Genomic DNA, 1,993 nt, shown 5'->3' with positions numbered 1-1,993 from the left:
GATGAGGGCGGCGGTGCCCAATGGCTGATAAAGAACCTGAATGACACCTACATTGAGAACATCAAGAAGCGCCTGCAAAACGACATCCACAAGTTTTCCAATATCCCGGATATGACCGATGAAAGCTTTGCCGGAAACGCTTCCGGCGTTGCCATTAAGTACAAGCTGATTGGCCTGGAACAGGTAAGGAGCCGCAAGGAGCGGGGCTTCAAGCAGGGATTGCAGCGCAGGATTGAGCTCATATCTGGTATGCTCCGAACAAAAGGCGGTGCCGGGATTGATTTTCGCGATGTGGATATTACCTTTACGGCAAATATTCCTGCCGATACACAGGCACAGGCCCAGATGGTGAGCCAGCTGAAGGGCATCGTCAGCGACAAGACACTGCTCAGTCAGCTGTCCTTTGTGGCGGATCCGGCTGCGGAGCTGGAGGCACTGGCAAAGCAGTCTGCTGGTGATGATTATGGCTTTAGCGTTGAGGGTAATGCTGATGGAGGCGGTGGAAATGGAAATGAAACTGAATGAGGCTGAGGCGCATTGCTTGGCGAGAATGTTGCAGGGAGCACTGTATGGAGGGCATCAAAACCCGTTTGACGGCTGTCGCTTCTGCAAATATAACCGCTGGGCAAAAGATGGAGATGAATGCAAAAACTTTACAGGCATTTCTATTCGTCTTACGGAATTTACGGAGGTGGATTTATCCCCGGCAGTTTATGGATGGTTGCCACCTGGTAAATTCCCATATAAAAAGTTCCTGAAAGGTGCTGATGATGGTATAAAGCAGCAATTCAGGAACTTTTTCCAAAAGATAGATTAAGGGTGATGTGGAGCCTTAACGTAAATAGGGCAACGGCCATAACTGTCTAGTTGCGTACAAGCATCTATATCCTGACAGCGAAAACTCATTTTCTTGTACTCCGGAGACATGGAGCCTATCAGAGATACCTCTGCAAATCCGATTTCAATGCAACGTCGTTCTTTGAATTGCGGACAGTAGCCGCTAAAATAACCTATCGCATCCATAATATCACCTCCTTTCTACGAAATTATAACACAAATATTTTGATGGTGAGATATATGGCGAAACTGACAAAAGATGAACTGTATTGGCAGAAGCGCAACGAGGAGCTTGAAGCGGAATGGTTCAGGCGCTCCCAGAAGGAAATAGAGCGGGAGCTGGCTGCTTATTATGCCCAGGCCCTGAAGCACATAGAAAAGGACATCAATGACCTCTATGCCCGTTTCGCCATTGATAACAGCATGAGCATGACGGCAGCCTACAGCCTGCTGCAGGGCGATGAGTTCAGGGTATGGCGCATGGACATGCAGGAATACCTGAAACAGATTGAGGCTACAGGCGATAAGAAGCTCCTGAGGGAGATGAATACGCTGGCCATGCGGTCACGCATCAGCTGGCTGGACAAGCTGAAGGCCGAAACCTATGTGGAGCTGTCCAAGCTGGCCGAGAAATTCGGCAGGAGCATGGATAAGTTCCTGCCTACGGCCTACAAGGATTTTTATTATCGCAACCTGTTCGAGATTGGCAGGAAGCGGGGCCTTGCCTCAACGCCTGCCAAGGTAGAAAGCAATAAGCTTGAAAACGTTCTCCGCGCCCCTTGGAGCGGCAAAAACTACTCCGCCCGGATATGGGCAAATCAGGAGAAATTAGCCGAAATATTGCAAAGAGAAATTACCGCCGCCATGCATCGCGGCGCCAGCGTGGAGAACGTTTCAAAAATAATCACCCAGAAGATGGGCGTTGGCATGAGCGATGCCAGGAGGCTGGTACGCACCGAGCTGAATTACGTGCAGAACAGGGCAGCCCTGGACAGCATCAAGGATTCCGGCATGAAGTATTACAGGTTCGTGGCCACGCTGGACAGGCGCACATCCGCAGCCTGCCGTGCCCATGATGGCAAGATTTACCCTGTGGACGAGGGCAGCCCCGGCACCAACATGCCGCCCCTGCATCCGCATTGCCGTTCAACGATAG

Annotated in this window: 4 protein-coding genes; 3 read left to right on the top strand and 1 reads right to left on the bottom strand. The window is 50.7% G+C overall.

Annotated features, from left to right (window positions below):
* On the top strand, positions 1 to 525 hold a 525-nt coding region (locus ACI3UA_RS06915; protein WP_439724084.1), incomplete at its 5' end, for a phage portal protein.
* The gene (locus tag ACI3UA_RS06910) at positions 506 to 817 is read left to right on the top strand and encodes a hypothetical protein (protein ID WP_439724083.1); all 312 of its coding nucleotides are present in this window, start codon (positions 506 to 508) and stop codon (positions 815 to 817) included. The genes ACI3UA_RS06915 and ACI3UA_RS06910, both read left to right, overlap by 20 nt.
* On the opposite strand, the gene ACI3UA_RS06905 is transcribed toward ACI3UA_RS06910, so the two are convergent.
* A complete protein-coding gene (locus ACI3UA_RS06905; RefSeq protein ID WP_439724082.1) occupies positions 814 to 1,023 on the bottom strand; it encodes a hypothetical protein in 210 nt (69 codons plus the stop codon). The genes ACI3UA_RS06910 and ACI3UA_RS06905 overlap by 4 nt on opposite strands.
* 54 nt (positions 1,024 to 1,077) lie before the next feature.
* On the opposite strand from ACI3UA_RS06905, the gene ACI3UA_RS06900 reads away from it, so the two are divergent.
* A partial coding sequence (locus ACI3UA_RS06900) for a minor capsid protein (RefSeq protein WP_439724081.1) occupies positions 1,078 to 1,993 on the top strand: 916 nt, incomplete at its 3' end.

It is taken from the genome of Anaerovibrio sp. (assembly GCF_051866355.1).
Taxonomy (GTDB): Bacteria; Bacillota; Negativicutes; order Selenomonadales; family Selenomonadaceae; genus Anaerovibrio.
Note: the sequence above shows the minus strand (reverse complement) of the source record. Positions and strands in the feature narration are given on the sequence as shown.